Raw genomic sequence first — 25947 nt, forward strand, 5'->3', positions numbered from 1 at the left:
AGCAAGAGAGGGGTCACTATACAACGGACGAGGGAAGGATGTTAGTCAAAGCGAGGCGGGAGGAAGGAACTGCAGGGCGCATAAAGCACCCTGCAGGTAAAACTTACAGCATAAAGCTGCCCAGCAAGAAGCCGAAGCAGACAGCCAGTACCACACCCAGCGTACCCGGGATGAAGAACGGATGGTTAAAGACGAATTTACCGATACGGGTTGTACCGGTGTCATCCATCTGAACCGCCGCAACCAGCGTTGGGTAGGTTGGCAGAATGAACAGACCAGAAACGGCGGCGAAAGACGCAACAGCCGTCAGCGGAGAAACGTTCAGTGCCAGAGCCATCGGCATCAGCGCTTTCGCGGTTGCTGCCTGAGAGTACAGCAGCGCAGAAGCAAAGAAGAAGATGACGGCCAGCAGCCACGGATGGCCCTGAATGACGCTACCTGCAGTATCTTTGATCCAGTCAATGTTGTGAGAGACGAAAGTATCACCCAGCCATGCAACGCCCAGGATACAAATACAGGCGCTCATACCGGCTTTGAAGGTGCTGGAGTTCAGGATGGAGTCTGTTTCAACGCGGCAGATGATCGTGGTCAGCGTCGCGATGCTCAGCATGATAATCAAGATAGCGTTGGTGGTGTTCATCAGCGGCTTAGCGACCAGACCGAGGCTTGGGCTGTTGATGATGGCATAAGCCACCACACAAACCACGCCCAGCAGGAACAGCCATACGGAGGTTTTTGCGCCCGCTTTGATTTCAACTTGTCTTTCACCGCGCAGTTCGACCAGACCTTCTTCCAGACGTTTGCGGTAAACCGGATCGTCAGACAGTTTGGAGTTGAACAGCATAGTGACCAGGAAGGACATCACCAGTACCGCCAGCAGAGTGGACGGAATGACCACGGACAGAAGGTGGATGTAGCTGATGCCATGACCTTCCATGACGGAAGACATGTAAACCACGGCTGCAGAGATTGGCGAGGCAGTAATCGCAATCTGTGCAGAAACCACTGCAGTAGACAGAGGACGGCAAGGTTTGATCCCTTGTTCCTTCGCCACTTCAGCGATAACCGGCAGCGTTGCCAGAGAGATGTTGCCTGTACCTGCAAAGATAGTCAGGAAATAAGTCACGATAGGTGCAAGGATCGTGATGTATTTTGGGTTCTTACGCAGCAGTTTTTCAGTTTGGTGAACCAGGTAGTCCAGACCACCTGCAATCTGCATGGCAGAGATAGCAGCGATAACTGCCATGATAATGGAAATAACATCGAACGGAATATTACCTGGTTTTACGCCAATAGCGGCGAGAACCAGAACACCCAGCCCACCTGCAAATCCAATACCGATACCCCCAAGTCTGGCACCTAAAAAGATTGCCAGCAAAACGATGATAAGTTCTAAAACTATCATATTAGCCTTCCTTGTTGTTTAACAAGTTGATATTAAATTGTTGTTTTTAAGTAACTTGGTGCAAGAAAAAAGGCACGTCATCTGACGTGCCTTCTCTGGTACTACCCTACACGATTACTGTTCGCTTTCATCAGTATAACGTTTTGCTTTATAAGCAGGGTGCATCAGGTTCTGAGCAGAGAAGATATCGTCCAGTTCAGCTTCGGTCAACAGACCGCGTTCGAGGACAACTTCACGGACGCTCTTACCGGTTTCGGCACAGATTTTACCGACGATATCGCCGTTGTGGTGACCGATGAACGGGTTCAGGTAAGTTACGATACCGATGGAGTTATAAACGAATGCTTCACACACTTCTTTGTTAGCGGTGATACCGTTAACGCATTTCTCCAGCAGGTTGTAGCAGGCGTTGCTCAGAATATGGATGGATTCGAACATTGCCTGGCCGATTACCGGCTCCATTACGTTCAGCTGCAGCTGACCTGCTTCTGACGCCATGGTGACGGTGATGTCGTTACCGATAACTTTAAAGCACACCTGGTTGACGACTTCCGGGATTACCGGGTTTACTTTTGCTGGCATGATAGAAGAACCTGCCTGCAGTTCCGGCAGGTTGATCTCGTTCAGGCCGGCACGTGGGCCAGAGGAGAGCAAACGCAGGTCGTTACAGATTTTGGACATCTTCACAGCCAGACGTTTCAGTGCACTGTGCACCATAACGTATGCGCCGCAGTCGGAGGTCGCTTCAATCAGGTCTTCAGCCGGTACACAGGCAAAACCAGTGACTTCAGCCAGTTTTTGTACTGCCAGCGGAGAGTACTCTTTCGGGGTGTTCAGACCTGTACCGATGGCGGTTGCGCCGAGGTTTACTTCCAGCAGCAGCTCAGCAGTACGGCCAATGTTTTTCACTTCTTCTTTCAACAGAACGCTGAAAGCACGGAATTCCTGACCGAGGGTCATCGGTACAGCATCCTGCAGCTGGGTACGACCCATTTTCAGGATGTCCTGGAATTCAACGGCTTTTTGTTCGAAGCCTTCACGCAGCTGGTTCAGGGCATCAATCAGTTTGATGATGGATGCGTAAACGGCGATACGGAAACCGGTCGGGTAAGCGTCGTTGGTGGACTGACATTTGTTCACGTGGTCGTTCGGGTTCAGGTACTGATATTCACCTTTCTGGTGACCCATCAGTTCCAGACCGATATTGGCCAGCACTTCGTTGGTGTTCATGTTGACGGAGGTACCCGCACCACCCTGGTAAACATCTACCGGGAACTGATCCATGCATTTTCCGTTATTCAGGACTTCATCACACGCTGCGATGATGGCATTTGCCACGCTCTTAGGAATGGTTTGCAGCTCTTTGTTGGCCAGGGCCGCTGCCTTTTTCACCATTACCATACCGCGAACAAATTCAGGGATATCACTGATTTTGTTGTTGCTAATGTAGAAGTTTTCAATCGCTCTCAGAGTATGAACACCGTAGTAGGCGTCCGCTGGAACTTCCCTGGTACCCAACAAGTCTTCTTCGATACGAATGTTGTTTAACATGTGAACCTTCTTTTTCAAGCTGCCAATGATTTTTGACTAAACACACAGGATATATGTGATTTCGATTGTTTCTCGACCGACGATTATCCCCTGCATCGGTCTGATATCCGAGATCATATGCTGGTTCAGGATTTCTACCGTAATCTGGATCACTTAAAGCGTGGAATTTACTCCTTATTTATTATTTTGTGAAATAGATCACCCCTTTAGTATTAACTCCAAAGATAAGTGTACAAGTAGCTTGAAATTTTGCTAACCACCTCCACATCTTTCCGATGCGAGACGCACAATTTTTCGACAGACGTTACGAAACGGCTGTTATTAACAGGAGAACCCTTTGCGCTGGATACCATTACTTGCCATTTTTCTCTATGTTTACATAGAGATATCTATTTTCATCCAGGTTGCCCATGTTATGGGCGTCCTGATGACCCTGATTTTGGTTATTTTTACCTCAGTTATCGGTATGTCTCTGGTTCGTAACCAGGGTTTTAAGAACTTTTTACTGATGCAACAAAAGATGGCAGCAGGTGAAAGTCCGGCTGCAGAAATGATCAAGAGCGTGTCGCTGATTATTGCCGGTTTGCTACTGGTGCTGCCGGGCTTCTTCACCGATTTCCTTGGTCTTCTTCTCTTATTACCTCCGGTGCAGAAGCATCTGACGATGAAGTTGTTACCGCACCTGCGCTTTTCGCGTATGCCTGGGGGCGGCTTTAGTGCCGGAACCGGTGGGGGGGATACCTTTGACGGTGAGTTTCAGCGTAAAGACGACGATCGCAACCGTCTTGATCATAAAGATGACGATCGCCGGGATTAAATTGCGCCACCGGGCATGTAGGCCAGATAGCGACGAAACGTCTTGTCTGGCTTACATTTGGTGGGTAGCTATTTTTCGTTTGGGTAAAAAAAGCCACAGTCCAGCCAGCATAATCAGAGCGTACAGACTCTTCCAGCCGACCATTGCCAGCAACAGCAGGCACAGCAGGCAGCCAATCACCGCCAGCGTGCGATAATGCCCTTTAAGAAGTCGACATCCTGCCAGCATGCACAGCAGATAAATCATGATAAAGATGCCGTTGGCATAGATGATTAATGCGTCGAGGTTGATTTGCAGTATATAGATGCACAATGTGCTGACCACGCAGCAACCTAATACAGCGTTCAGCGCATTGCGCGGAAGATGGCGAGGGGACAGGCGAGCCAGATAACTCTCCGGTTTATATTGCGCTTGCGTCCACACCAGGCGGGAGAAACTCTGAATATAAATGTTCAGACTGGCAAAGCACGCCAGATAGCCAATCACACAGGCGACCCACAGCGCTTGTACTCCAAACAACCGAACGACAATTTCGGGCAGTGATGCCGCCGCAGCCATCTGTTCGCCATAGGCACCAAAATGTAGCACCACGACCGTACACGCCCAATAGACGGAACCAGCCAGCAGCAGGCCAATCATCAGTGCGCGCGGGAAGTCCCGCTCTGGGTTTTTGAACTCGGAGGCCAGGTGTGCGAATGCTTCAAGGCCGACAAAACACCAGAACATCACCGACAGCGCTGCGAATAACCCGGGCAGTTCAATATCGGTCACGGCAGGGAAGGGGATTTCACCGGGTTTCAGATCGCCCGCCCACCAGATGGCGACAATAAGGGCAACAATCAGCCCGGCGATCGCTGTTTGCAGGTTGGCGCTGGAGCTGGCACCACGGGAGCCAACGTACCAAACCAACGCCAGCGTACCGAGTTCGGCCAGCAAAAGCTGCCAGCCATGCCAGCCAAACATTGCCTGACCGAATCCGGCGGCAATGTGCAATGCCGCAGGCAGCCCGACGGGAATCACCGATAAAAACAGCCAGCCGGTAACGCGCTCCAGGCGGGGTCCAAAGGCCATGCCGACAAAATGCGCCACGCCACCTGCGCTGGGGAAGTGGCGACCAAGCACGGCAAAAACAATCGCCACGGGAAAGACTAAAACGATGAGGACCGGCCATGCCCACAGGCTATTGTTACCTGCCACCAGCGCCGCCAGCGCGGGGACGGCAAAAACGCCCGTTCCTAACAGTGATGTCGACAACAGGCCAATACCCTGAGCCAGTCCCAGCTCTTGCTTCAGTCCACTCATAAGTTGTTATCCGGTTACGCCCGTTAAGCGGGTTACAGCACAGATTTTTGATGGTATCACAATCGGATTTGCTTATGACGACGTGGCTGCAATCGTTATGAAATGTGAGGTTCGTCGGTGTTTTGACGGGATTTTCTCCTGATAAAAATTTTTTTTCGCTTGCCCCCTTGAAGGGGTAAAGCCTCATCCCCATCTCTCTGGTCACTAGCCGGGAAACCGTTCACGGGCCGGCGCCACCCATAACTGATAAAGACTTTCTCAAAGGAGAGCTATCAATGAGTATTCGTCCGTTACATGATCGTGTGATCGTCAAACGTAAAGAAGTTGAATCCAAATCTGCTGGCGGCATCGTACTGACCGGTTCTGCAGCGGGTAAATCAACTCGTGGCGAAATCATCGCTGTCGGTAAGGGCCGCATCCTGGACAACGGTACCGTACAGCCGCTGGACGTGAAAGTTGGCGACATCGTCATTTTCAACGATGGCTACGGTGTTAAATCTGAGAAGATCGACAATGAAGAAGTGTTGATCATGTCTGAAAGCGACATCCTGGCGATTGTTGAAGCTTAATCCGCGAACGACACTGAACATACGAATTTAAGGGAAAGAGAAAATGGCAGCTAAAGACGTAAAATTCGGTAACGACGCTCGTGTGAAAATGCTGCGCGGCGTGAACGTACTGGCAGATGCAGTGAAAGTTACTCTCGGTCCGAAAGGCCGTAACGTAGTTCTGGATAAATCCTTCGGTGCACCGTCCATCACTAAAGACGGTGTTTCTGTAGCACGTGAAATCGAGCTGGAAGACAAGTTCGAAAACATGGGCGCGCAGATGGTGAAAGAAGTTGCCTCTAAAGCGAACGACGCTGCAGGTGACGGTACTACCACTGCAACCGTACTGGCTCAGTCCATCATTACTGAAGGTCTGAAAGCCGTTGCTGCGGGCATGAACCCGATGGATCTGAAACGTGGTATCGACAAAGCTGTCGCTGCTGCGGTTGAAGAACTGAAAACACTGTCTGTACCGTGCTCCGACTCTAAAGCAATTGCTCAGGTTGGTACCATCTCCGCTAACTCCGACGAAACCGTAGGTAAACTGATCGCTGAAGCGATGGACAAAGTCGGTAAAGAAGGCGTGATCACCGTTGAAGACGGTACCGGTCTGCAGGACGAACTGGACGTGGTTGAAGGTATGCAGTTTGACCGCGGCTACCTGTCTCCTTACTTCATCAACAAGCCGGAAACGGGCGCAGTAGAACTGGAAACTCCGTTCATCCTGCTGGCTGATAAGAAAATCTCCAACATCCGTGAAATGCTGCCGGTTCTGGAAGCCGTTGCGAAAGCTGGCAAACCGCTGCTGATCATCGCTGAAGATGTTGAAGGTGAAGCACTGGCTACCCTGGTGGTTAACACCATGCGCGGCATCGTGAAAGTGGCTGCGGTTAAAGCACCTGGCTTCGGCGACCGCCGTAAAGCTATGCTGCAGGACATCGCGACGCTGACCGGCGGTACCGTTATCTCCGAAGAGATCGGTATGGAGCTGGAAAAAGCGACCCTGGAAGATCTGGGCCAGGCAAAACGCGTAGTAATCAACAAAGACACCACCACCATCATTGATGGCGTGGGTGAAGAAGCGGCAATCCAGGGTCGTGTAACCCAGATTCGTCAGCAGATCGAAGAAGCAACTTCCGACTACGACCGTGAAAAACTGCAGGAGCGCGTTGCGAAACTGGCAGGCGGCGTTGCAGTCATCAAAGTGGGTGCTGCTACCGAAGTTGAAATGAAAGAGAAGAAAGCACGCGTTGAAGATGCCCTGCACGCGACCCGTGCTGCGGTAGAAGAAGGCGTGGTTGCTGGTGGTGGTGTTGCGCTGATCCGCGTAGCTTCCAAACTGAGCGAGCTGCGTGGCCAGAACGAAGACCAGAACGTGGGTATCAAAGTTGCGCTGCGCGCAATGGAATCCCCGCTGCGTCAGATCGTTCTGAACTGCGGCGAAGAGCCGTCTGTTGTGGCTAACACCGTGAAAGCAGGCGACGGTAACTACGGTTACAACGCGGCAACTGAAGAATACGGTAACATGATCGACATGGGTATTCTGGATCCGACCAAAGTAACCCGTTCTGCGCTGCAGTACGCGGCTTCTGTCGCGGGCCTGATGATCACCACCGAGTGCATGGTAACCGACCTGCCAAAAGGCGATTCCCCTGACTTAGGTGGCGCTGGCGGTATGGGCGGCATGGGTGGAATGGGCGGCATGATGTAATTTAATCTTCATACTTCAAGCCGCAGGTTCGTTGGCTGCGTTCGTTCACCCCAGTCACTTACTTATGTAAGCTCCTGGGGATTCATGAACTTGCCGCCTGCCTGCAACCTGAATTATTTGATTAAATACATATCTCGCGAAAAATGAGAAACCCTCGGGCAGAAATGTCCGGGGGTTTTTCTTTTGGTCATATTTTTAGTATATGATTCAGCTACGGACAAAACGTCCAGCGCATTGATTATGGGGAATAACATGCACGTGAAATATTTAGCAGGGATCGTTGGTGCCGCGCTACTGATGGCGGGTTGTAGCTCCAGCAACGAACTGAGTTCAGCCGGACAAAGCGTACGCTTTGTTGAAGAGAAGCCTGGTACAGAGTGTCAACTGGTTGGCACCGCAACCGGTAAGCAGAGCAACTGGCTTTCTGGTCAGCACGGCGAAGAAGGCGGCTCTATGCGTGGTGCGGCAAACGATCTGCGTAATCAGGCCGCAGCAATGGGCGGTAACGTGATTTATGGTGTTAGCAGCCCATCACAAGGTATGCTGTCGAGCTTTGTGCCGACCGCCAGCGAGATGATTGGTCAGGTTTATAAGTGCCCTAACTGATTACACTTCATCTTTCAATCTGCCTCTTTGTTGGCTTCGCTGTGAAACCCCAGTCACATAGTTATCTATGCTCCTGGGGATTTCTTCGCTTGCTCGTAGGTCTGATAAGCGCAGCGCCATCAGGCATTCTGAGCTTTATGCGCAGACTGAACGTGTAAATGATGTAGCGCGCGCAGGCACTGATCCTGGGTGAGTTTTTGCGTTTTGTCACCCGTCAGCGTTCTGACAAACACCTGACACGGTACACCTGCAAGCTTTTTCAGTCTTGGGCTGAAATCGAGAAGTCGGCGTGAAATAGCTTCGACTTCTTTGCTGCCAGAAGGCATGCGGGTTTTCACTATTGAACCACAGAACTGAGCTTTACCTGTTTCGTCCTTATAGCTGTAGATCACCGCCAGATAATGATTGAACAGATTATGCTTCCATTCAGGTTGTGTATAAGAATCGTATTCAAGATTGTCGTTTTGCTGACAATCAACATCATATAGCGGTAGGTAATCCAGTAATGATGTAATTCGTAGCGCCAACTCTCGCATGTTCGCATTATTTATTGCATGAATAATTGCATGAGCCAGAACCGTAATTTGCAGCTCATTAATTAATAGTTCGCAGACTTGGCCATCATGCAGCGTAAGAGATAGCGTTAAGTTTTCGCCTTCGTCACTCACTAATGTCAGTGAGTTTACCCGACGATTAATATTTGCATTTTTAAGTTCATCTTCCTGAATTAATGGAATGTTTTCATGCATTTTCTGACTGGCTTTGTCGCGCTCTTTTTCATATTGCAAGCGAGCGTCTTCGCTAAGCTGGTGCTTTGCATGGAGCCTGCTCTCCAGCGCGATGAGCAGATCTCTTAGTCCAAGCGGAGAGAGAAAAAACAGCGACTCTTTATTTCTCGGTTCTTTTATCTTTAATGCCAGAGCAACAAATTCATTCTTCTGACGAATAACACCCGTATTAATGCCCTTAATACTAATGGCCATAAAAGGTTCTCCCTAACCATATATTTATTGAAAAATTAGATTTGAGTTTATTTATGTATTTTGCAAATAATTCATTGCACGCAGTCCGTTAAAATAGCACATATTAAAAGTGCGACTCCACCTGCAGGGATATTAAATAGTCGGGATCGGTAATGAGTGTCCGTAACCGGACACTCACTAAGGATTATTGCTGACGTAATTGTAGATCCAGTGGTGTTTTACTCGGCTCTCCACCAATTTCACGCGCCAGTTTAGGTACCATATAGCCGGAAACCAGCGTCAGTAACTCACGCATGATTTGACGAGCTTCGTCGTCGCTGACCATAAAGTGGGCTGCCCCCTGAACCTTATCCAGTACGTGCAGGTAATAGGGCATCACTCCAGCATCAAATAGCGCGTTGCTGAGATTCGCCAGCGTCTGAGCGTTGTCGTTCACACCGCGTAACAACACGCTTTGGTTGAGCAGCGTGACGCCAGCCTGACGCAGTTTTGCCATCGCCTGACGAAATGTCACATCGATTTCGTTGGCGTGGTTAATGTGATTCACCAGCAGAATTTGCAGGGCAGAGCGCGCAAAGCGTTCGGCCAGACCCTCGGTAATTCGCGCCGGAATGACAATCGGCAAACGGCTGTGAATACGCAGGCGTTTAATATGCGGGATGGCTTCCAACTGTGTGAGCAACCAGTCCAGTTCGTGGTCTTTGGCCATTAGCGGATCGCCGCCGGAGAAGATAATTTCATCCAGTTCCGGGTGCGCTGAGATGTAATCCAGCGCAGCCTGCCAGTTACGCTTGTTCCCCTGGTTTTCGGCATAGGGGAAGTGGCGACGGAAGCAGTAGCGGCAGTTGACCGCACAGCCGCCTTTTACCAGCAGTAACGCCCGGTTGCGATACTTATGTAGCAATCCTGGCACGACGCTGTGCTGTTCCTCCAGCGGGTCGGTCGAGAACCCTGGAGCTGCAACGAACTCATCCTGCGAGGTAAGAACCTGGCGCAGCAGCGGATCGTTGGGATTGCCTTTTTCCATACGTGCGATAAACGAACGCGGGACGCGCAGGGCAAAAAGACGTTTTGCCTCACGACCTGCGAGCAAACTTTCATCAGCGTCTATATTCAAAAGACGTAATAGTTCATCCGGATCGGTGAGAACATCGGCAAGTTGTACTAACCAATCTTCTCTGGATGGGGTGTTTAGGGTTACAATATGCGCCATTTTGTGGCTTAGCTACCAGTTAACAATTTCAGAGGGCCTTATGGCGACTTACTATAGCAACGATTTTCGTGCCGGTCTTAAAATCATGATGGACGGCGAACCTTATGCGGTTGAAGCCAGTGAATTCGTTAAACCGGGTAAAGGCCAGGCTTTCGCACGCGTTAAGCTGCGCCGCCTGCTGACCGGTACTCGTGTAGAGAAAACCTTCAAATCCACCGACTCCGCTGAAGGCGCAGACGTTGTAGATATGAACCTGACTTACCTGTACAACGACGGTGAGTTCTATCATTTCATGAACAACTCCACTTTCGAACAGCTTGCTGCTGACGAGAAAGCGGTAGGCGATAGCGCTAAATGGCTGCTGGATCAGGCCGAGTGCATCGTAACCCTGTGGAACGGCCAGCCTATCTCCGTGACCCCGCCGAACTTTGTTGAGCTGGAAATCATTGAAACCGACCCTGGTCTGAAAGGCGACACCGCAGGTACGGGTGGTAAACCAGCGACTCTGTCCACCGGCGCTGTCGTTAAAGTTCCGCTGTTCGTACAGATCGGCGAAGTGATCAAAGTGGATACTCGCTCAGGCGAATACGTTTCCCGCGTTAAGTAATCCATCCTATTTGATCTATGGCGCAGGCCGCTGCGCCATACTTTTCCAGGGCAGGAATGATGAAACGTCTTCTCGGTCTTGTAATGTTTATCCTGTTCACCAGCACACTTCTGACGGGCTGTAATACCGCGCGTGGCTTCGGTGAAGACATCAAACATCTTGGTAGTTCAATCTCTCACGCAGCCAGCTGAACCTTTCATAATGTCTTAAAAACGCGCGTTTATCCGCCAACTCTCCGGATCTTGTCTATCATTAAGTAGCTATACACAAACAATATTGGCTAGAAAAGGAAGACGTTATGGTTAAGAAAACAATTGCTGCGATCTTTTCTGTGTTGGTACTTTCTTCTGTTTTAACCGCGTGCAATACGACACGAGGTGTTGGGCAGGACATTTCTGAAGGTGGTAGTGCCATCTCCGGTGCAGCGACAAAAGCTCAGCAATAGTCATGAACGGTACGACGTTGCGTCGTACCGTTAATTCATTTTCTCCGGCAGTGACAGAAACGGTGAAAAACGGTTTCCTAAATGCAGCTTGATACGAATATTACGTTTGTAGGTGTAGACCGTTTTGCCATGAATGCCGAGCGCGGCGGCTATTGCGTTGTTACTCACGCCGTCCATCCACATCGACTGTACTTTCTCTTCCTGCGGCGTAAGTAATGGTGTCGCGTTTTTGGTCGTCTTCAGCGCAGGACGAACGCGTAGCGCGTCCTGAATACTGTCTGACAGTTCAGTTAACAGGGTGCGTTTGGATAATACCGAATGGATGGAGTATTGCGGGTTATGGGCGGGTACAGGCTCTCTGTCTCCTGATTGCAGTAAAATCAGAGGGATCGGGCCGCAGCTCATAAAAAAAGGCGCAATCGGTGGGCTGGAGTGCACATCGCTGAGAAAACCATATAAATCAGCGATCACCAGATGCGGTTTCCACTGCGAAATATGCTCTTTTGCCAGTAAGAGGTTATTGATTCCTGATACCAGAAACGAAGAATTGAACCGACCAGAATGATTAAGCAAGGCCTCGATCCCCGTGCGGGTAAAGTGGCACCGGTCAATCACTAAAATTTTATGCATAAACTTTTCGCATTCAGAAGTGGGGCAAACGGCTTCCTGACTTCAGAAAGCCCTTCATCATAGAGAACTCCGATGAGTGCCAAATGCGGGAACTACGCTGCTAATTGTGCTTAATTCTTGCTTTAAGCAGACAATTGATAAAAAGGTTGAAATTCATTTTCTCTCGGGCAAAAATGCCTTTTCATACTTTGGCGTTGCGGGACGACCTGCACACGCTTTTCTCACCGGGGACGGCCCCATTATTTATCTGGAGCCTGATATGTCCTGGATCGTTTTGCTCGTTGCTGGCCTGCTCGAAGTTGTCTGGGCAATTGGCCTGAAATATACCCACGGTTTTACCCGTCTGACGCCGAGCATTATTACCATTGCGGCCATGATCGTCAGTATCGCTATGCTTTCCTGGGCGATGCGAACGCTGCCGGTTGGTACGGCCTACGCGGTCTGGACCGGCATTGGCGCGGTAGGGGCTGCGATCACCGGTATTCTGTTGCTCGGTGAATCGGCCAACCCGGCCCGTTTGCTGAGCCTGGGTCTGATTGTCGCAGGAATTATTGGTCTGAAGCTTAGCACCCACTAAGCGCCGGGTTGTTTCACCCAAATCAGTTTATTCACCTCAAACCCTTCCCGGGTCGCGACAGCCAGCATCTGTTGTTTCATTTCATCTGAAATAGTGGGTGTCCGTGAGAGGATCCACAGGTAGTCGCGGTCCGGGCCACAGACCAGCGCATGGCGATATTCCCTATCGAGCGCAATCACGTTATACCCGCCATAGAAAGGGCCGAAGAACGAGACCTTGAGCGCAGCACGGTTTGGGTCGCCGGTGAAGTAGGCTTTACCCTCGGTTTTCTGCCACATTTCCCTGTCCGGGTTATAGCCCTTGTTGATCACGTTGATACCGCCGTCGTCGCGCAGGCTGTAGGTGGCGGTGACTTTATCCAGCCCACGCTCGAAGCGATGATCGAAGCGTGCGATTTCGTACCAGGTCCCGAGATAGCGTTTAGCATCAAAGTTATTTACAACGGTAACGCCTTTGGGCGGCGTGGGGGAACTGCAAGCGACGACCAGAAATGCAGCCGTAACTGCAGCAACGACGGGCAGAATGCGCATGGGATTTTCCTTGCTGTTTTTTGTTAAGTGTAGATGACAGCAGGAAAAAAAGAGCAAGGAAGGAGGTCCGAATATTCGGACCTCACGTTATTTATTGTAGTTTTTCAAGGATGCGCCAGGCCGCATCGACGCGCGCCGGGTTAGGGTAACTTTTGTTTGCCAGCATCACGATGCCAAGATTTTTTTCCGGGATGAAGGCAACATAGCTACCGAAGCCGCCAGTTGAACCCGTTTTATGTACCCACGAGGCTTTTACGGCAGGTGCGGGGGGGGTTACCTCAACGGCAGGGAGCGCCGCCAAAGCAACCTTGCTGTCGCTGCCGTTGATAATCGTGTCGGCTTTCACCGGCCAGTTTAACATCTCCCAGCCCAGTCCCTGGTACATATCGCCAATACGCCAGTAACGAGACTGCGCAAGTTCGATGCCCTGCCGTAGCGTTTTATCCTGAACATGGCTGGCATCCATATTTGCCTGAACCCAACGGCTCATATCGACAACGCTGGATTTCACACCATAAGCTTCGGCATCAAGTTGACCCGGAGAAACGTGTACGGGATTTCCTTCGCGATAGCCCCAGGCATAATCATTTTGTTCGCTCTGCGGAACCGTAATCCAGGTATGCGTCAGTTTTAATGGCTGCAGGACGCGCTTCGTCATCGCCTCTTCGTAACTCATTGCGGAAGGTTTCACCGCCAGTGCGCCAAACAGGCCAATACTGGAGTTAGCATAGAGACGTTTAGCACCCGGGGCCCATTGTGGTTGCCAGTTTTGATAAAAACGCAGCAATGCGGCTTTATCTGTAACGTCGTCGGGTATCTGAAGCGGCAGGCCGCCTGCCGTATAGGTGGCTAAGTGCAGCAGGTTGATACCCTGCCACTGTTTACCCGTTAGCTCGGGCCAGTATTGGGTAACGGGATCGCTGAGCTTGATTTCACCACGGGCGATAGCATCGCCGCCCAGCACGCCGTTGAAAGTCTTACTTACCGAGCCGAGCTCAAAAAGTGTCTGTTGGGTGACTGGACGGTTATTGGCGATGTCAGCTTTACCCCAGGTAAAATAATAGGGTTTTCCCTGGTAGATAACCGCAACGGCCATACCCGGAATCTCTTGTTCTTTCATTAACGGGGTGATGGTACGGTTAACAATATCGGCAATCTGTTGTTCTGTTTTTGAGGCGGCAAACGTTGAGAAAGAGGCTGTCAGCAGCAGCGCGCAGTATAACGATTTTTTCATCATGAAATCAGTTCCGTAATAAAAAGCGAAAGGGTGTCCGGGCTCATCAGACGCGCTCAGTTTGTTTGATTTTCCGCGTGTTGACAAACGGTTAAATTTAGCAGCAGATATAAGTTTTTCTAACAGGAAATATGATGACGCGTAGCTATATTCCGCTTAACTCGCTGCGGGCTTTTGAAGCCGCCGCCCGACATCTCAGTTTTACCCGCGCAGCAGTTGAGCTGAACGTTACGCACTCTGCTATCAGCCAGCATGTAAAAGCGCTGGAGCAACAGCTCAATTGTCAGCTTTTTGTTCGTGTTTCACGTGGCTTAATGCTGACGACAGAAGGGGAAAGTCTGTTACCTGTACTTAATGACTCTTTCGATCGCATGGCGGGAATGCTGGATCGTTTTGCGACTAAACAGACCCAGGAAAAACTGAAAATTGGTGTGGTGGGCACCTTTGCGGTTGGTTGTCTGTTTCCTTTGTTGGCTGATTTTAAGCGCAGTTATCCACATATTGATTTGCACGTTTCCACCCACAACAACCGTGTGGATCCCGCCGCCGAAGGACTGGATTATACCATTCGTTATGGTGGCGGTGCCTGGCACGATACTGATGCGCAATATTTATGTAGTGCGCTAATGTCTCCGCTTTGTTCGCCGATATTGGCCTCGCAGATTAGGGCGCCTGCGGACATCCTGAAATTTCCGTTATTACGATCGTATCGGCGTGATGAATGGACGCTTTGGATGCAGGCAGCAGGAGAGGCTCCTCCGTCACCGACGCACAGCGTGATGGTGTTTGATTCGTCCGTCACAATGCTGGAAGCTGCGCAGGCGGGAATGGGCGTGGCGATTGCGCCGGTAAGAATGTTCGCGCATTTACTCGGCAGTGAACGTATCATTCAACCGTTTTTAACGCAGATTGATCTGGGGAGTTACTGGATAACGCGTTTGCAATCCCGCCCGGAGACACGCGCCATGCGAGAGTTTTCCCGCTGGTTGACCGGTGTTTTGCACAAATAAAAAGGCCCGCCAGCGGCGGGCCAGATAAGCAGCGTATGCGATTAGATGGTCAGAATACCGATCGCTGTTACAACGGTCAGGATCGCAGCCAGACCGTAGAATACCCACTTGCCAGCCGGCACGTGGATTTTCAGGTCATGCATCGCGTGGTGCATGCGGTGTAAACCACACCACAGCGGCAGAACGATCATCAGGAAAAGGAATGCACGTCCGATGAAGCTCTGGGCAAATGCCATAATGCGCTCATAGCTCAGCGCGTCGCCCGGAAACAGACCCAGCGGTAGCATAATACCCACCAGCAGAACCACTACCGGCGCAATGATCGCGCCCCACATACCACCTGCACCAAACAGTCCCCAAAATACGGGTTCGTCAGAGCGTTTTGGATTTGGATTAATCATCCCGGACTCCTTACCAGTACAGGGCAACATACAGAATGACTACGGTCGCAACCGCAGTAACTACCCAGAGACCTTTGATAATCGGCTCTGGCCCCATTTTTTCGTCTTTTACGATGATGTTGGCCGCTTTTGGCGCCAGTTCAAACCAGGTCTTGGTATGCAGCAGCGCTGCTGCCAGCACGACCAGGTTAAGGATCACCACCACTGGGTTTTGCAAAAAGCTGACAAAGCCCATCCAGGATTCAGCGCCATGCTTGAGGGCAAACAGGCCGAAAATCAGTTCGATACTGAACCAGACTGCCGGAACTGCTGTACCTTCGCGCAGCATGTAAAAGCGATAAAACGGCAGTTTTTTCCACCAGGTGGACGTCATTGGCCGCACATAGGGTTTGCGTTTAGTCGTCATCTTGCACTCCTTAGCGTGGTTTCAGGGTTGCGATAAGAAAGTCTTTTGAACTTTCTACTTTACCCTGCTGAATGGCCGCAGCCGGATCGACGTGTTTCGGGCAGACTTCGGAGCAGTAGCCCACGAAAGTACAGGTCCAAACGCCGTTCGGGCTGTTTAACTGCGCCATACGCTCCTTCTTACCGTGGTCGCGGCTGTCTTCGTTATAACGATGCGCCAGGGTGATTGCAGCCGGTCCAATGAACTCAGGATTCAGGCCGAACTGCGGGCACGCGGCATAGCACAGACCACAGTTGATGCAACCGGAGAACTGATGATACTTCGCCATCTGCGCCGGAGTCTGGGTGTTTGGACCCTGATCCGGAGTGCGTGGGTTACCAATGATGTACGGCTTGATAGCTTCCAGGCTTTCGATAAAGTGCGTCATATCGACAACCAGATCGCGTTCAATCGGGAAGTTGCCCAGCGCTTCAACCTTCATGCCGTTGGTGTATTCACGCAGGAAGGTTTTGCACGCCAACTTAGGCACGTTATTGACCATCATGCCGCAGGAGCCGCAGATTGCCATACGGCAGGACCAGCGATAGCTCAGATCCGGTGCCAGGTTATCTTTGATGTAGCCCAACGCATCCAGCAGCGACGTTGTTTCATCATAAGGAACTTCATAGAAAGCACTGTGCGGCGCGGTATCGGTTTCCGGGTTATAGCGCACCACCTCAACTTTCAGGTTTTTCATCTCAGCCATTCGCCTTCTCCTTCTTATCGGCTGCTTCCGCTTCGCCACCATACATACGTTTAGCTGGCGGCAGAGTGGTGATTTTCACGTCGCTGTATTCCAGGCGAGTTGTGCCGTCAGCATCGCGGAAGGCGAGGGTGTGTTTGAGGAAATTGACGTCGTCACGCTCGGTGCAGCCTTCATCCAGACGCTGATGCGCGCCGCGGGATTCTTTACGTGCCAGAGCAGAGTGCGCCATACATTCAGCAACGTTCAGACCGTGACCCAGCTCGATGGTGTACAGCAGGTCGGTGTTGAAGACGCTGGAGGTATCGGTGATACGCACGCGCTTGAAGCGTTCCTGCAGTTCGGCCAGCTTATCAACGGTTTTCTGCATGAGTTCCGGCGTACGGTAGATACCGCAACCTTCTTCCATAGACAGACCCATTTCGTCGCGGATTTTGGACCAGTTTTCGTTGCCTTCCTGGTTAACCAGATCTTTCAGACGTTTTTCAACGCCAGCAACCTGCGCGTCGAGTGCTGCACCGTTTGCAGCGCCTGCAGTTGAAGCGCGTTCCATCGCTTTCTCACCGGCCATGCGGCCAAAGACCACCAGCTCTGCCAGAGAGTTAGAGCCCAGACGGTTAGCGCCATGCAGACCAACAGACGAACATTCGCCGACGGCGAACAGACCCTTAATGCGGGTTTCACAGTGCTGATCGGTTTCGATACCGCCCATGGTGTAGTGCGCGGTCGGACGTACCGGGATCGGTTCTTTAACCGGATCGACACCCACGTAGGCTTTGGCCAGTTCGCAGATGAACGGTAAGCGCTCGAGCAGTTTTTTCTCGCCGAGGTGACGCAGGTCGAGGTAAACCACATCGCCACGCGGGGTGGAAATGGTGTTGCCTTTACGCCATTCGTGCCAGAACGCCTGAGAAACTTTGTCACGCGGACCCAGTTCCATATATTTGTTCTTCGGCTCGCCCAGCGGAGTTTCCGGGCCCATGCCGTAGTCCTGCAGATAGCGATAGCCATCTTTGTTGACCAGAATACCACCTTCACCACGGCAGCCTTCGGTCATCAGGATGCCGGAACCTGGCAGACCAGTCGGGTGATACTGAACGAATTCCATATCACGCAGCGGAACGCCGTGGCTCAGCGCCATGCCCATACCGTCGCCGGTGACGATGCCGCCGTTAGTGTTGTAACGGTACACACGGCCTGCGCCGCCTGTTGCCATGACAACCGCGTTAGCACGGATTTGCATCAGCGTGCCTTCCATCATGTTCATCGCAACCAGGCCGCGAGCCTGACCGTCATCAACCAGGATGTCCAGGACGAAGTGTTCGTCGAAACGCTGAATTTGCGGGAACTGCAAAGATGTCTGGAACAGCGTATGCAGCATATGGAAGCCGGTTTTATCCGCGGCAAACCAAGTACGCTCAATTTTCATACCGCCGAAGCGACGTACGTTGACGCTACCGTCTTCACGACGGCTCCATGGACAACCCCATTGTTCCAGTTGCGTCATTTCAGTTGGGCAGTGGTGGACAAAGTAATCCACGACATCCTGCTCACACAGCCAGTCTCCGCCAGCTACCGTATCGTGAAAATGGTAGTCAAAGCTGTCATGATCCTGCGCGACAGCAGCAGAGCCGCCTTCGGCAGCAACGGTATGGCTGCGCATTGGGTACACTTTTGAGATCAGTGCGATTTTAGCGTTGGGATTTGCTTGTGCGGCAGCAATTGCAGCACGTAATCCCGCGCCACCGGCGCCAATTATGGCAAGATCGGCTTGAAAGGTTTGCACGACATTCCTCCAGATTGTTGTTATTTCATCCCCGCCCGTAATCAGATGCTTCATCTGAGTCAAACGGGTTATGAACGCGTTTCCACTGCTCCTTTATAGGTACAATAGTATAGTCTCAGGGAGGTGAGGGAAATTTGACGTGTTCGATTTTTTTAGCGTATCACAGGGGTGAATTATCATTGATTTTGATTAATTTAATTACTAAACCACCCAATGTTGCTTTTTTTAGCTACCCGTCCGTGTTTGTTATTCCCCCCTGAAATTTGTCTCGCTAACGCGTTACGAGTAGACTTCGTGCCCTTGTCTTAAATCGGAGAAACAACCATGAGCGAAACGGCAACCTGGCAGCCGAGCGCGTCCATCCCCAATCTGTTAAAACGAGCTGCAATTATAGCGGAAATCCGCCGCTTTTTTGCCGACCGTGGCGTGCTTGAGGTTGAGACACCTTGTATGAGTCAGGCGACGGTTACCGATATTCATCTGTTCCCGTTCGAAACACGTTTCGTTGGTCCTGGTCATTCTCAGGGCATGAATCTCTATTTAATGACCAGCCCGGAATACCATATGAAGCGCCTGCTGGTGGCAGGGTGTGGCCCGGTTTACCAGCTGTGCCGCAGTTTTCGTAACGAAGAGATGGGGCGTCATCATAATCCTGAGTTCACCATGCTTGAGTGGTACCGTCCTCATTACGACATGTATCGTCTGATGAATGAAGTGGACGATTTACTCCAGCAGGTATTGGACTGCTCGCCTGCGGAAAGCCTCTCATACCAGCAAGCCTTCCAGCGTCACCTGGAGATAGACCCGCTGTCAGCGGATAAAACTCAGCTACGCGAAGCGGCGGCTAAACTGGATCTCAGCAATATCGCGGACACCGAAGAAGACCGGGATACCTTGTTGCAACTGCTGTTTGCGATGGGCGTTGAGCCGCATATCGGGAAAGATAAACCGACGTTTGTGTATCATTTCCCGGCAAGCCAGGCCTCGCTGGCGCAAATCAGTACCGAAGATCACCGCGTTGCCGAACGTTTTGAGGTGTACTACAAAGGTATTGAACTGGCGAATGGTTTCCATGAGTTGACCGACGCCCGCGAGCAGCAGCAACGCTTCGAACAGGATAACCGCAAACGCGCGGCCCGTGGTTTGCCACAACAGCCAATCGACAATAATCTGCTTGAAGCGCTGAAAGTTGGCATGCCTGATTGTTCCGGTGTGGCTCTGGGCGTTGATCGTCTGGTTATGCTGGCGCTGGGGGCCAATAGCCTGGCCGACGTTATCGCTTTTACCGTTGATCGTGCATAACGTACTCTTCTCGACGCAAAGTGGCGGTAAAAACGCCACTTTGTAGCATATATTTTCATTTCCCCTCTAATAGCCACAATTTACACCTGGATATCTGATACCGTTCGGGTATCAATTCTGTGTTGATTTCTTATTGCTGTCTTCCGTTCAGAGGACAGTGCAAATCGGTGAGCGCTGTTTCACGGACGCTCCCAGAGTAAGGGATGGTTAAATGACCCAAACAATAAAAAAGATGAGCCTGATAGGCCTCATCCTCATGATATTTACGTCAGTTTTCGGATTTGCAAATAGCCCCTCAGCATTCTATTTAATGGGGTATAGCGCAATCCCGTGGTATATATTTTCTGCATTATTATTCTTTATCCCATTTGCTTTAATGATGGCTGAAATGGGATCCGCTTATCGGAAAGAAGAAGGCGGAATCTATTCATGGATGAATAATAGCGTTGGGCCACGCTATGCGTTTATTGGCACGTTTATGTGGTTTTCTTCCTACGTTATCTGGATGGTCAGTACCGCGGCGAAAGTTTGGGTGCCTTTTTCCACCTTTATGTTTGGCGCAGATATGACGCAGACCTGGCGTATCGCAGGGCTTGAGCCAACACAGGTCGTCGGACTGCTTGCCGTCGCCTGGATGGTGCTGGTGACCGGCGTGGCGTCACGGGGTATTAATAAGATTGCGCGTATTACGGCGGTTGGCGGAATTGCCGTCATGTGTCTTAATTTGGTTCTGTTGTTAGTGAGTGTCGCTATTTTGTTATTAACCGGTGGACACTTTGCACAGGATATTAATTTTATCTCCTCACCGAACCCGGGATATCAGTCCGGCCTGGCCATGTTGTCATTTGTGGTGTTTGCTATTTTCGCTTATGGCGGAATTGAAGCCGTGGGCGGGCTGGTTGATAAAACAGAGAAACCCGAAAAGAACTTTGCGAAAGGAATTGTCTTTGCTGCGGTTGTCATTTCAGTCGGTTATTCGTTGGCTATCTTTTTATGGGGTGTTAGCACCAACTGGCAGCAAGTGTTAAGTAATAGTTCAGTAAACCTGGGTAATATTACTTATATCCTGATGAAAAGCCTCGGAATGACGTTGGGTAATGCGCTGCATCTTTCTCCGGAGGCAGCAATAACCATGGGCATCTGGTTTGCGCGCATTACCGGACTGTCGATGTTCCTTGCCTATACCGGTGCTTTTTTCACGCTTAGCTACTCGCCGCTGAAAGCGATTATTCAAGGGACACCGAAAGCATTGTGGCCTGCTCCAATGACAAAGCTGAATGCCATGGGGATGCCGACGACGGCAATGTGGATGCAGTGTCTGCTGGTGAGCCTGTTTATTTTGCTGGTGTCGTTTGGCGGCGATACGGCTTCCGCGTTTTATAACAAACTGACCCTGATGGCGAATGTCTCCATGACGCTGCCGTATCTGTTCCTTGCGCTGGCATTCCCATTCTTTAAATCTCGTGTCGGCCTGGAAAGACCGTTCGTTGTCTTTAAAACCCGAGCGGCGACGTTACTGGCAACAAGCGTGGTGGTGCTGGTGGTGACGTTCGCCAACGTGTTCACCATCATCCAGCCGGTGATTGAAGCCGGGGACTGGAACAGCGCGCTGTGGATGACCGGTGGTCCGATCTTCTTCTCGATGCTGGCGATGGCTATCTATCAGAACTACACCCGTCGCACGGCCAATGAGCCGCAGTGGGTGGCTGAGTAATGTATCTTGCCGGATGAGGCGCGATAGCGCCACCATCCGGCATCATTCACGTTTACAAACTCCCCGCCGGGCGGCTGCCTCTGCCCGCAGAGCTCAAGGTTCTCCCCGTTTGCTTGCCGCCCAGACTCTCCAGACGCATCTGGAACGGTGGGAATGGCATATCGATGCCGTGCTCGCGGAAGCCTGCCAGAATCAGCTGGTGGATCTCATGGCGCAGCGGCATACGGTGTCCCATCTCTGCGGCATAGATACGCAGCTCAAAGATTTGAATCCCCTGCTGCAGATCAACCAGGAAGACTTCTGGCGCCGGGTTATCGATAACCAGCGAGCAGCGGTGTGCGGCAGTAAGCAGGATCTGCGTGACCTCCTCGCTGTTGGCCTCTGACGGCGCAGGAATGGTCAATACCACACGGGTAACCGAATCGGACAGCGACCAGTTGATAAACTGCTCGGTGATAAACGCCTTGTTGGGCACGATTATCTCTTTGCGGTCCCAGTCGCTGATGGTGGTGGCGCGGGTGTTAATTTTCGTCACGCTACCGGTGAGATCGCGAATGGTCACCGTGTCGCCAATACGAATCGGTTTTTCAAACAGGATGATCAGGCCGGAAATAAAGTTAGCGAAGATCTCCTGCAAACCAAAGCCCAGACCGACACCGAGAGCGGCAACCAGCCACTGCAGTTTTGACCACTCAATACCAATCATCGAGAAGCCCACCAGACCGCCAATCAGCATCAGCAGGTACTTGGTAATGGTGGTGATGGCGTAGCCGGTGCCGGGCGTTAAATCCAGGTGCTGCAACAGTGCCAGTTCCAGTAACGCAGGTAGGTTACGTACCAACTGGGTGGTGATGATAAACACCAGAATGGCAATTAACACTGCGCCCAGCGTAATTGGCTCTAAGCTTTCTACGCCCTGCACCGTAGAGGTCACATCCCATAACGAGATATTTTCCAGGAAGCCGAAAGCAGAATGAATTTCTGACCACAGCACGATGACCGAAAGCAGGGCGATAAGCATCAGGATAGAACGCACCAGACGCAGTGACTGCGCGCTGATTGCATCCAGATCCACTTCGCTTTCATCAACATCAATCGTGCCTTCAAGGCTGGTGGAATGTGGCGGTTCTTCTTCACCACGCGCGCGTTGCGCCAGCATTTCTGCGCGCCGGTGTTTGGCGCGGTCAAAGGCCAGACGACGGCGCTGGATCAGCATCCAACGGCGAATGACGTGATAAACCACCAGCAATAAGAACCAGATAGCCACGGACGTCTCAAGGCGGGTCAGCAGTGCTTGTGCCGTGGCTAAATAACCTACTGCGGCTGCAAGAATAGCAACCAGCGGGGCACCCATCAGCATATTCCACAGCATGCTGTTGACCATATTGTCGCCGTTGCCCTCTTTGTCGAGGTACAGCGGGATTCCGGCGCGTTTCAGACTCAGGGTGACAATCGCCAGCGCGCCACAGATCAACATAAAACACAGACGCCCCAATGAGGCGGAGAATTCCCGATCATTGAGATTATCAAACATGATCACCGCCATGATCAGCGGAACAATCAGTCCGATGCTCATCAGATAATAGTGCATGGCCTTCGCGACGCGGTTGCGCGGCCAGCCAAAGTGCGCGATGAACAGGCCGTTAGGGCGCGCAAAGGTGGCGCAAATCATCACCGCCCACAGCATGGGTACCGTGGCGGTCACGCCATCGCCAATGGCGACGGCCAGTGGGTAGGGCCAGGCTTCCTGCAGGCCATAACCCAACGTCGCCCATAGTACTGGCAGCGGCGAGGCGACGAGGATTGACCAGAACACCGTGCGTATTGTCAGCCAGAAGTGGTCCTGGGTGACTTTACCGACTCGCGCAGACGATCGCTCAAGAAAACGGGTGAAATGCTTACGCGAATAGAGGCTAAAACCAACCAGCACCAGCGCGCCGAACAGCGGTAGCAGCGTGGCCTTGCTGGTGAGCATCATGACGCTGGCTTTACCGAGCTGATTAAACGTATCTAATGAGATTAGACGACGTAGATCCTGAACCAAATCGACCGGCCAGGAGAGTGAGATTGGGCTGACGTCAGAGGTCCAGAACAGATACCGGTGAGTGGCTTCGTTAACCTCTTTCAGCGCGTCTTCCAGCTGACTATTGGATACTTTCAGCTTGGTTAACTCGAGTATCAGCGTATCACCGCCCTGTAGCAGGGAATTCAGCAGCTCACGCTGGGTACGCAGTTGCGCATTGAGAATGCGGGTCTGCTCTGCGGTCAGCGGCTGCCCATCCATCTGATGGATCTGGCGCAACTGCGGCTGTTTGTTGAGGAGATCTTCATAGCGCATACGGTGCACGCGAAGCTGCGCCATTTCGGTATCAAGCTGCTGGGGCTTAGGCATTTCTGGCAGACGGGAAACCTGAGCACGCAGGGCTTCGCCCAGCATATTCGATGCGCCCAGCCACTGTGACTGTTCACGCAGCGTGTTCAACGCCTGGCGTACCTGTAGCGTTTGGCTGGTGGCCTGACGCTGTTGAGAAGCCACCAGGTCCATACGCTGTGCCTGCTGGTTTAAAGCTTGTGACAGTTCACGGTTAACCTTGAACTGGTCGACAATACCCTCTGGCAGTCCCGCGCTGTTTTCTGCCAGTAGTTCAGTGCTTTCCAGCGCCCGTTCCGCTTCACGCTGACGCTGGCTGTTGAGCTGGTTACGTAATGCCTGCAGATAAGCGTCGAGCTGCTGGCTCTGTTTTTCTGCCAGTTCGGAGCGCATTCGCGCCAGTTCCTGACGGTTGTTAGCGGAAAGCTGAGCCAGTTCCAGTTCATCAACCAGCGCTTTGAGCCTGGCTGATTCAGCCTGCATCGACTGATTGAGCGGCGTATTGCCGTTAGCCACGCCAAGGCGTCGTTCAATCTCATTTAACTGACGGCGGGCATCGGTTTGCTGTTGTGGGAGCTGGCTTAATGAATCTGCGATTTCTCGGGCGCGATCCTGTTCCTGCTGGGCCTGACGGCTTTTTTCCAGCAATTGACTGCTAACCTGGAGGATCTCCTGGTTTAAGGCATCAGTAGAGAGATCTGTCGGGATGCTGCGCGGTTCATCGCGCAGGTTGTTAAGCTGTGCGCGCAGCGTTGCGGACAGCTTGGGGAAGTTATCAATAACCTGCTGATACTGTTCGGCGCGCTCGAGGGAGCCTTTACGTTCTTCAAGGGCATTCAGCGCGGACTGGAGCGCCTCGACGGCTTCTGGCTGAGCGGGTTTTGCCGCTTTAGCCTGCTCCAGTTCCTGGGTGATTTGTTTGGTATCGGGGGCCGTCGCAGCGTACGCCCCCTGGCTGAGGCACCAGGCCATCAGAAAAGTGATAATCAGGCGCACAGCAGCGATTCCTATGTTTAACTTTCGTCTTTTTTGTCGTCAACCAGCGGGCTGGCGTCGTGTTCTGCTTCGATTTCGTCTTTCGCAAGTGGAGCCGGTTCAGCCTCTGGCGACACGAATGTCTCGGTAGAGATAGCCATCGGTTGACCGATTTTAGTGACTGAAAGGTCCTGCAACTGCTCGACCAGATTAACTTTACCTGGCGCAAACAGGTTGATAACGGTTGAACCAAGCTTAAAGCGGCCCATTTCCTGGCCTTTCAGCAGCGCCACCGACCCTTCGCTTTCGCCTTCAGGCCATGTCCAGCGTTTAATCACCCCTTCACGCGGCGGCGTAATGGTGCCAGCCCAGACGGTTTCGATGCTACCGACGATGGTTGCGCCGACCAGAATTTGCACCATCGGGCCAAACTCGGTATCAAACAGGCAAATAACGCGTTCGTTACGGGCAAACAGGTTTGGCACGTTTTGCGCAGTCAGAATGTTGACCGAGAAGAGATCGCCCGGCACGTACATCATTTCACGCAGGATACCGTTACACGGCATATGCACACGGTGGTAATCGCGCGGAGATAAGTAAGTGGTCACAAATGTACCGTTGCGGAATTTGTCCGCCATCTGGTAGTTGCCCGCCAGCAGCGCTTCAAGGCTGTAGCTGTGCCCTTTGGCCTGCAGCAGCTTGTCTTCTTCGATGTTCCCCAACTGGTTAATCACGCCGTCAGCTGGCATAACCAGAACATTTGGGTCGGTATTAATCGGGCGAGCATCGTCGCGCAGTGGGCGTACGAAGAAATCGTTAAAGGTACGATAGCTGGCGGTATCTGGCTTCTGCGCCTCTGTCATATCGACCTTGTAATATTTCACGAACAGATCGATAACCAGTTTAGTTAGCCATCCTGCTCGTTTGCTCGCACCCCAACCCGCCAGGCGAGTGAGCCATAGTTTCGGCAGAATGTATTGTAGCGAAAGCTTAAATGAGTTTAACAAGGTAGCCTCCAGGCCATAATTTGTTCCCGATCCGGCATACGGGCCGGATCCTGAAAAAAGGGGGACGATTCTAG

General features: G+C 51.7%; 25 protein-coding genes. 11 read left to right on the forward strand and 14 right to left on the reverse strand.

Annotation, left to right across the window (positions count from 1 at the left end):
- Positions 1-103 precede the first annotated feature (103 nt).
- Both dcuA and aspA read right to left on the reverse strand, forming a co-directional pair.
- Complete coding sequence (gene dcuA, locus JQ822_RS18455) at positions 104-1405, reverse strand: anaerobic C4-dicarboxylate transporter DcuA (protein ID WP_135323446.1); 1302 nt, start codon at positions 1403-1405, stop codon at positions 104-106.
- A gap of 114 nt (positions 1406-1519) precedes the next feature.
- Positions 1520-2956, reverse strand: a complete 1437-nt coding sequence (gene aspA, locus JQ822_RS18460; protein WP_135323445.1) for an aspartate ammonia-lyase — start codon at positions 2954-2956, stop codon at positions 1520-1522.
- 337 nt (positions 2957-3293) lie between these two features.
- On the opposite strand from aspA, the gene JQ822_RS18465 reads away from it, so the two are divergent.
- The gene (locus JQ822_RS18465; RefSeq protein WP_213134689.1) at positions 3294-3773 is read left to right on the forward strand and encodes an FxsA family protein; all 480 of its coding nucleotides are present in this window, start codon (positions 3294-3296) and stop codon (positions 3771-3773) included.
- Positions 3774-3824: 51 nt separating this feature from the next.
- On the opposite strand, the gene yjeH is transcribed toward JQ822_RS18465, so the two are convergent.
- Entirely contained in the window at positions 3825-5075 is a 1251-nt protein-coding gene (gene yjeH / locus JQ822_RS18470; RefSeq protein ID WP_213134690.1) for an L-methionine/branched-chain amino acid transporter, read from the reverse strand.
- 275 nt (positions 5076-5350) lie between these two features.
- On the opposite strand from yjeH, the gene JQ822_RS18475 reads away from it, so the two are divergent.
- From JQ822_RS18475 to JQ822_RS18485, 3 genes are all read left to right on the forward strand, one after another.
- Positions 5351-5644 (forward strand): co-chaperone GroES, encoded by a 294-nt coding sequence (locus JQ822_RS18475; protein ID WP_000027827.1) that lies wholly within the window; start codon positions 5351-5353, stop codon positions 5642-5644.
- Positions 5645-5687: 43 nt separating this feature from the next.
- Positions 5688-7334: a chaperonin GroEL gene (gene groL, locus JQ822_RS18480; protein ID WP_213134691.1), complete on the forward strand. Its 1647-nt coding sequence runs from the start codon at positions 5688-5690 to the stop codon at positions 7332-7334.
- Positions 7335-7586: 252 nt separating this feature from the next.
- Positions 7587-7940 carry a DUF4156 domain-containing protein gene (locus tag JQ822_RS18485; protein WP_213134692.1) on the forward strand — a complete coding sequence of 118 codons (354 nt, stop codon included), beginning with the start codon at positions 7587-7589 and terminating at the stop codon, positions 7938-7940.
- Between the two features lie 119 nt (positions 7941-8059).
- Here JQ822_RS18485 and yjeJ read toward each other — a convergent pair whose 3' ends face one another.
- Complete coding sequence (gene yjeJ, locus JQ822_RS18490; protein ID WP_213134693.1) at positions 8060-8923, reverse strand: YjeJ family protein; 864 nt, start codon at positions 8921-8923, stop codon at positions 8060-8062.
- A 184-nt stretch (positions 8924-9107) separates the two neighbouring features.
- Complete coding sequence (gene epmB, locus JQ822_RS18495) at positions 9108-10136, reverse strand: EF-P beta-lysylation protein EpmB (RefSeq protein WP_213134694.1); 1029 nt, start codon at positions 10134-10136, stop codon at positions 9108-9110.
- Positions 10137-10176: 40 nt separating this feature from the next.
- On the opposite strand from epmB, the gene efp reads away from it, so the two are divergent.
- From efp to ecnB, 3 genes are all read left to right on the forward strand, one after another.
- Positions 10177-10743 carry an elongation factor P gene (gene efp, locus JQ822_RS18500; protein WP_203359193.1) on the forward strand — a complete coding sequence of 189 codons (567 nt, stop codon included), beginning with the start codon at positions 10177-10179 and terminating at the stop codon, positions 10741-10743.
- 56 nt (positions 10744-10799) lie between these two features.
- The gene (ecnA, locus tag JQ822_RS18505; RefSeq protein ID WP_213134695.1) at positions 10800-10934 is read left to right on the forward strand and encodes a lipoprotein antitoxin entericidin A; all 135 of its coding nucleotides are present in this window, start codon (positions 10800-10802) and stop codon (positions 10932-10934) included.
- 107 nt (positions 10935-11041) lie between these two features.
- On the forward strand, positions 11042-11188 hold the full coding sequence (ecnB, locus tag JQ822_RS18510) for a lipoprotein toxin entericidin B (protein WP_003025482.1): 147 nt from the start codon (positions 11042-11044) through the stop codon (positions 11186-11188).
- Between the two features lie 30 nt (positions 11189-11218).
- On the opposite strand, the gene JQ822_RS18515 is transcribed toward ecnB, so the two are convergent.
- The gene (locus JQ822_RS18515; protein ID WP_213134696.1) at positions 11219-11818 is read right to left on the reverse strand and encodes a LuxR C-terminal-related transcriptional regulator; all 600 of its coding nucleotides are present in this window, start codon (positions 11816-11818) and stop codon (positions 11219-11221) included.
- Between the two features lie 259 nt (positions 11819-12077).
- On the opposite strand from JQ822_RS18515, the gene sugE reads away from it, so the two are divergent.
- A complete protein-coding gene (gene sugE, locus JQ822_RS18520) occupies positions 12078-12395 on the forward strand; it encodes a quaternary ammonium compound efflux SMR transporter SugE (RefSeq protein ID WP_213134697.1) in 318 nt (105 codons plus the stop codon).
- Here sugE and JQ822_RS18525 read toward each other — a convergent pair.
- Together JQ822_RS18525 and blaCMY are read right to left on the reverse strand one after the other, a co-directional pair.
- The gene (locus tag JQ822_RS18525) at positions 12392-12925 is read right to left on the reverse strand and encodes a lipocalin family protein (protein ID WP_213134698.1); all 534 of its coding nucleotides are present in this window, start codon (positions 12923-12925) and stop codon (positions 12392-12394) included. The genes sugE and JQ822_RS18525 overlap by 4 nt on opposite strands.
- 91 nt (positions 12926-13016) lie before the next feature.
- Positions 13017-14162 carry a CMY-2 family class C beta-lactamase gene (gene blaCMY / locus JQ822_RS18530; protein WP_213134699.1) on the reverse strand — a complete coding sequence of 382 codons (1146 nt, stop codon included), beginning with the start codon at positions 14160-14162 and terminating at the stop codon, positions 13017-13019.
- A 131-nt stretch (positions 14163-14293) separates the two neighbouring features.
- On the opposite strand from blaCMY, the gene ampR reads away from it, so the two are divergent.
- Positions 14294-15169: a LysR family transcriptional regulator AmpR gene (gene ampR / locus JQ822_RS18535; RefSeq protein ID WP_213134700.1), complete on the forward strand. Its 876-nt coding sequence runs from the start codon at positions 14294-14296 to the stop codon at positions 15167-15169.
- A gap of 41 nt (positions 15170-15210) precedes the next feature.
- Here the strand turns inward: ampR and frdD are convergent, their stop codons facing one another.
- From frdD to frdA, 4 genes are read right to left on the reverse strand one after another with little or no spacing between them, the layout of a single operon-like run.
- Positions 15211-15570 (reverse strand): fumarate reductase subunit FrdD, encoded by a 360-nt coding sequence (gene frdD, locus JQ822_RS18540; protein WP_048212909.1) that lies wholly within the window; start codon positions 15568-15570, stop codon positions 15211-15213.
- A 10-nt stretch (positions 15571-15580) separates the two neighbouring features.
- Positions 15581-15976, reverse strand: coding sequence for a fumarate reductase subunit FrdC (gene frdC / locus JQ822_RS18545; RefSeq protein ID WP_213134701.1), 396 nt, complete (start codon positions 15974-15976; stop codon positions 15581-15583).
- Between the two features lie 10 nt (positions 15977-15986).
- On the reverse strand, positions 15987-16721 hold the full coding sequence (gene frdB, locus JQ822_RS18550) for a fumarate reductase iron-sulfur protein (RefSeq protein ID WP_135323432.1): 735 nt from the start codon (positions 16719-16721) through the stop codon (positions 15987-15989).
- Complete coding sequence (gene frdA / locus JQ822_RS18555) at positions 16714-18504, reverse strand: fumarate reductase (quinol) flavoprotein subunit (protein WP_135323431.1); 1791 nt, start codon at positions 18502-18504, stop codon at positions 16714-16716. Before frdA ends, frdB begins: the two co-directional genes overlap by 8 nt.
- Positions 18505-18828: 324 nt before the next feature.
- On the opposite strand from frdA, the gene epmA reads away from it, so the two are divergent.
- The gene (gene epmA, locus JQ822_RS18560) at positions 18829-19806 is read left to right on the forward strand and encodes an elongation factor P--(R)-beta-lysine ligase (RefSeq protein WP_213134702.1); all 978 of its coding nucleotides are present in this window, start codon (positions 18829-18831) and stop codon (positions 19804-19806) included.
- Between the two features lie 211 nt (positions 19807-20017).
- On the forward strand, positions 20018-21520 hold the full coding sequence (gene yjeM / locus JQ822_RS18565) for a glutamate/gamma-aminobutyrate family transporter YjeM (RefSeq protein WP_213134703.1): 1503 nt from the start codon (positions 20018-20020) through the stop codon (positions 21518-21520).
- Between the two features lie 52 nt (positions 21521-21572).
- Here the strand turns inward: yjeM and mscM are convergent, their stop codons facing one another.
- Both mscM and asd read right to left on the reverse strand, forming a co-directional pair.
- Complete coding sequence (mscM, locus tag JQ822_RS18570; RefSeq protein WP_213134704.1) at positions 21573-24887, reverse strand: miniconductance mechanosensitive channel MscM; 3315 nt, start codon at positions 24885-24887, stop codon at positions 21573-21575.
- A 17-nt stretch (positions 24888-24904) separates the two neighbouring features.
- On the reverse strand, positions 24905-25873 hold the full coding sequence (gene asd / locus JQ822_RS18575; protein WP_213134705.1) for an archaetidylserine decarboxylase: 969 nt from the start codon (positions 25871-25873) through the stop codon (positions 24905-24907).
- Positions 25874-25947: the final 74 nt, after the last annotated feature.

The organism is Citrobacter sp. FP75 (genome assembly GCF_018342065.1).
Classification (GTDB): Bacteria; Pseudomonadota; Gammaproteobacteria; order Enterobacterales; family Enterobacteriaceae; genus Citrobacter.

Bases quoted from the DNA above. Each gene is read 5' to 3' on its own strand.
- dcuA (WP_135323446.1), bottom strand. From the start codon at position 1,405: ATGATAGTTTTAGAACTTATCATCGTTTTGCTGGCAATCTTTTTAGGT.
- aspA (WP_135323445.1), bottom strand. From the start codon at position 2,956: ATGTTAAACAACATTCGTATCGAAGAAGACTTGTTGGGTACCAGGGAA.
- yjeH (WP_213134690.1), bottom strand. From the start codon at position 5,075: ATGAGTGGACTGAAGCAAGAGCTGGGACTGGCTCAGGGTATTGGCCTG.
- JQ822_RS18475 (WP_000027827.1), top strand. From the start codon at position 5,351: ATGAGTATTCGTCCGTTACATGATCGTGTGATCGTCAAACGTAAAGAA.
- groL (WP_213134691.1), top strand. From the start codon at position 5,688: ATGGCAGCTAAAGACGTAAAATTCGGTAACGACGCTCGTGTGAAAATG.
- JQ822_RS18485 (WP_213134692.1), top strand. From the start codon at position 7,587: ATGCACGTGAAATATTTAGCAGGGATCGTTGGTGCCGCGCTACTGATG.
- yjeJ (WP_213134693.1), bottom strand. From the start codon at position 8,923: ATGGCCATTAGTATTAAGGGCATTAATACGGGTGTTATTCGTCAGAAG.
- epmB (WP_213134694.1), bottom strand. From the start codon at position 10,136: ATGGCGCATATTGTAACCCTAAACACCCCATCCAGAGAAGATTGGTTA.
- efp (WP_203359193.1), top strand. From the start codon at position 10,177: ATGGCGACTTACTATAGCAACGATTTTCGTGCCGGTCTTAAAATCATG.
- ecnA (WP_213134695.1), top strand. From the start codon at position 10,800: ATGATGAAACGTCTTCTCGGTCTTGTAATGTTTATCCTGTTCACCAGC.
- ecnB (WP_003025482.1), top strand. From the start codon at position 11,042: ATGGTTAAGAAAACAATTGCTGCGATCTTTTCTGTGTTGGTACTTTCT.
- JQ822_RS18515 (WP_213134696.1), bottom strand. From the start codon at position 11,818: ATGCATAAAATTTTAGTGATTGACCGGTGCCACTTTACCCGCACGGGG.
- sugE (WP_213134697.1), top strand. From the start codon at position 12,078: ATGTCCTGGATCGTTTTGCTCGTTGCTGGCCTGCTCGAAGTTGTCTGG.
- JQ822_RS18525 (WP_213134698.1), bottom strand. From the start codon at position 12,925: ATGCGCATTCTGCCCGTCGTTGCTGCAGTTACGGCTGCATTTCTGGTC.
- blaCMY (WP_213134699.1), bottom strand. From the start codon at position 14,162: ATGATGAAAAAATCGTTATACTGCGCGCTGCTGCTGACAGCCTCTTTC.
- ampR (WP_213134700.1), top strand. From the start codon at position 14,294: ATGACGCGTAGCTATATTCCGCTTAACTCGCTGCGGGCTTTTGAAGCC.
- frdD (WP_048212909.1), bottom strand. From the start codon at position 15,570: ATGATTAATCCAAATCCAAAACGCTCTGACGAACCCGTATTTTGGGGA.
- frdC (WP_213134701.1), bottom strand. From the start codon at position 15,976: ATGACGACTAAACGCAAACCCTATGTGCGGCCAATGACGTCCACCTGG.
- frdB (WP_135323432.1), bottom strand. From the start codon at position 16,721: ATGGCTGAGATGAAAAACCTGAAAGTTGAGGTGGTGCGCTATAACCCG.
- epmA (WP_213134702.1), top strand. From the start codon at position 18,829: ATGAGCGAAACGGCAACCTGGCAGCCGAGCGCGTCCATCCCCAATCTG.
- yjeM (WP_213134703.1), top strand. From the start codon at position 20,018: ATGACCCAAACAATAAAAAAGATGAGCCTGATAGGCCTCATCCTCATG.